Origin of the sequence: Nostoc sp. S13 (assembly GCF_029379315.1) — a bacterium.
Classification (GTDB): Bacteria; Cyanobacteriota; Cyanobacteriia; order Cyanobacteriales; family Nostocaceae; genus Nostoc.
Window position 1 is genome coordinate 1 of record NZ_JAQYWQ010000233.1, and the last position, 3,727, is coordinate 3,727.

The 3,727-nt window shown below is 44.8% G+C and carries 2 protein-coding genes; one reads left to right on the top strand and one right to left on the bottom strand.

Translation table 11 applies throughout. From position 1 onward, the window contains the following. Positions 1-366: 366 nt before the first annotated feature. On the bottom strand, positions 367-771 hold the full coding sequence (locus PUQ00_RS32585; RefSeq protein ID WP_300424127.1) for a 2TM domain-containing protein: 405 nt from the start codon (positions 769-771) through the stop codon (positions 367-369). A gap of 561 nt (positions 772-1,332) precedes the next feature. On the opposite strand from PUQ00_RS32585, the gene PUQ00_RS32590 reads away from it, so the two are divergent. Next, a complete protein-coding gene (locus PUQ00_RS32590) occupies positions 1,333-3,582 on the top strand; it encodes an FAD/NAD(P)-binding protein (RefSeq protein ID WP_300424128.1) in 2,250 nt (749 codons plus the stop codon). Positions 3,583-3,727 lie beyond the last annotated feature (145 nt).

Here is a 3,727-nt window from a genome sequence, read left to right on the forward strand (position 1 = left end):
GCTATGTAAGGGTTTCAGCTATTTTGAGGTTTATTTGTGGATAGGTCTAATAGTAGAATCACCTGAGTATCAAGTACGGAAATTCCCCATTTGTAGGTGAAAGATTACTCCCAACTCATAGGGATGCATAGCTGTGCGTTAGTATCTCCATTTTTCAAAGTAGGGAAAAATTAAATTTATTAAAACAGAATTCAGGAGTCAGGAGTTAGAATGATTCTGACCGAAAAAGCGGATAGCGCCACGGAGAGCGAGTCCGCGTACTCCTGCAAAGAAGCAAGCTACGCGTAGCGTCTGTCTGCGACACGCTGCGCGAACGCACAGAGCGTCTCCGGCTGCGCTCCTGAATTCTGACTCCTGAATTCTTCTTCAAGCACGCCATTTCTGAAAGGCTATCTCGTAATCCTCTGTTTTAGTCTGATAAACACTCCACCAATGAAAAAATAGTCCTAACCCCCATCCTAAAACTGGGAAGATAGCCCAAAAATAACTAGGACTAGTGATTAAATTCAAGAGAATCAGGAATAAATTCACTGCTAGGAAGGAAACGAAGTGTGCCCAAAAGGCTCTGCGTCGGGAAGTATTAAATGTGTGTCGCGAACGTTCCTCTTGTTGTTGAGCTAACCACTTTTGTTCTGTTGTTTCCAAAATATTAGAAGAAATACCTAACTCAGATGCCATTTCTACAAGCTGTTCTCGTGAAAATTCACCTTCCTGTTTACGAGTTAGTGCTATTTGAAGGATTTGTTGTACATCTTCGGAATCGTAAGTCATTTTAATTACCTTATAAGTTTGTGTGTAAATGCGCTTTTGATTTCACAAAGTTTTCGATAGGCTTGGTTTAATTCAGTTAGCGAATGCCTCCACATTTTGCACCCAATACTTAGTTACATTCACAACCTTATTATTTTCTCACAATCGATTTAGGGCGACTGTATTTGTCAATACCTCTATATTGCTGTAAGGACATTAAGCCAAACATTATCTGAAAGTTGAATGCTAGTCGTGTCAGAAAATATTGACAATTGTAGAAGCAAAATTCTCGCTTTTGAAGGGTTTTTTGATGTTAATTAAAAACCACGGTATTTGCATCGTATTTAGATGCAATAGACACAGAAATTTTAGATAAATAGTTCCAAAACCTTGTCTCGTCTAGATTTGAGTTTGTGTAATCTGACGATCGCCACTCTCTCTATTTGGGGAATTGGACACTCAAGTCCAATTCCCACTTAATTCATGTGCCTATGTGGTTTTTTGAGCTAATTCATCCGCCTAACAGCTTGCGACAAGCGGAAATTTTAGTTTATCGGCCGTAAATTAATCAGTAGAAAGCAAGTGCAACTCACACGTCCTATGAACAACAGCATTTTTAACCTAACCGTCTCTCCAGTTGCGATCGCTATCATTGGTGGTGGCTTTAGCGGTTCTCTGGTTGCAGCTAATCTTTTACGCAACGCAACTATACCACTGTCGATCAAATTGATTGAACGTAATTCTGAAGTGGGTAGAGGGGTTGCTTACGGGACACCAGTAGATTGTCACTTGCTGAATGTGCCAGCAGGTAAGATGAGCGCATTTGGTGATCAACCAAATCACTTCCTGAACTGGCTGCATAAAAATGGGCATGAACAGGTAACTTCATCTACCTTCGTTCCGCGTCGGGTTTATGGAGACTATGTACAGGCGACTTTAAAAGCAGCACAGGTAAATGCAGCCGCGAATGTGCAGCTAGAGAAGATTGGGGATGAAGCGATCGCCATCGAAACAAAAGCTCACACCACAATAGTCTACCTGAGCAGTGGTCAGTGTTTGCATGTGCAAAAGGCGGTGTTAGCGTTGGGCAATTTCCCGGCACTTCTGCCTGCACCACTCGCCGTTTTAGACAATCGCTATGTTAAAGATGCTTGGTCTGCCGATGCGATCGCTGACCTAAATCCAGAGGATGCTATTCTGCTGGTGGGCACTGGGTTAACAATGGTAGATGCGGTTGTCGCCTTACATCAGCAGGGGTTCCAGGGACAAATCCATACCGTCTCGCGCCACGGAATGATGCCCTATAGCCACAAATCAACAACTGCTTATCCGGGATTTATTGATGTAGAAACTGCGCCAAAAACGGCGCGAGGACTGCTGCATGTGGTACGTCAAGAACTACGTGAGGCTCTTACTCAAGGACACGCCAGTTCTTACAACCAGGGGAACCCCGACAACGGACTAGCTCAAGCCAGTTCCTACAACCGGGGAAACCCCGGCAACGGACTGGCTCAAGATTGGCGAGCAGTAATCGATGCCATCCGCCCAATTATTCCCCAACTTTGGCAAGCAATGCCATTGCCGGAACAGAAGCGATTTCTGCGCCATGTCAAAGCTTACTGGGAAGTTCACCGTCATCGGATTGCTGAAGAAATTGCCGAAGTACTGGATGCTGCAATGGAGTCTGGTCAACTGATGCATTACGCAGGTCGGATTCAAAGTTGTCAGGGGTTTGAGGATGGGGTGAATGTGAGCATCTGCGAACGGGGAACCCACAAAGATATCGTTTTGCGAGTCAAGCGGATTGTCAACTGCACTGGCGCAAATTGTGATTTCCGCAGATTGCAGCACCCATTGGTCGCTAGCCTCCAAGAACAACGATTAATCCGTCCCAACACATTGTCAATGGGAATCGACACTGCCCGAAATGGTGCGCTAATTGATGCAGATGGAAATGTATCTCAAATGCTGTACACCTTGGGGACACCACGCAAGGGCAATCTTTGGGAAACTACTGCTGTTCCCGAAATTCGGGTTCAAGCAGCAAGTTTGGCACAGGAGTTACTGAAATCCCTCAATCCAAAACTCGGTGCTACTACTTTCGTGTTAAAGAAACCTGCTATGTTATTTCGTCAACTATTCGATAAAGAATCTTGTACTTATACTTATCTAATTGCCGACTCAGAAACTAAAACAGCTATCCTAGTTGATCCTGTATTGGAGCAGGTCGAACGTGATCTTCAGATATTGCGACAATTGGGGCTGACTCTGCGCTACTGTCTGGAAACTCACATCCATGCTGACCATATCACTGGGACAGACAGACTAAGGACACTTACGGGTTGTTTGGCGATTTTACCTGAGAATGCGGCGGCAACCTGTGCAGACCACTACATTGCCGATGGGAATATCTTGGAATTAGGGAACGTGCAGATTCGGGCGATCGCTACCCCTGGTCACACTGACAGCCACATGGCATACTTAGTCAACGACACTCATCTATTAACTGGAGATGCCTTATTCATCCGGGGTTGTGGTCGTACCGACTTCCAAAGCGGCGACGCTGGATCACTGTATGATGTGATTACTGAGAAGCTATTCACATTACCTGATGACACCTTGGTATATCCTGGTCACGACTACCAAGGACAGACAGTATCCACCATTGGCGAGGAAAAGTGCTGGAATCCTCGGTTTGCAGGACGCAGCCGCAACCAGTTCATCGAACTAATGAAGAACCTCAACTTACCCCAACCGAAAAAGATGCTGGAAGCTGTACCTGCAAATCAGCATTGTGGCAGAATTTTAACTGCATTGGATTATCAAATTTGAACTTTATTTAGCTATCAAAAGGGTAAGGCGATGTCTACAATGGGCTACGCCTTAGCACCTTTTTTATTTAGATTGTATAGCGATGTCTAACCAGGGTTAGCGCGTCTCAAAACCTATTGACAAGAGGACTTACCTGATCAGAAAT

Bases quoted from the DNA above. Each gene is read 5' to 3' on its own strand.
- PUQ00_RS32585 (WP_300424127.1), bottom strand. From the start codon at position 771: ATGACTTACGATTCCGAAGATGTACAACAAATCCTTCAAATAGCACTA.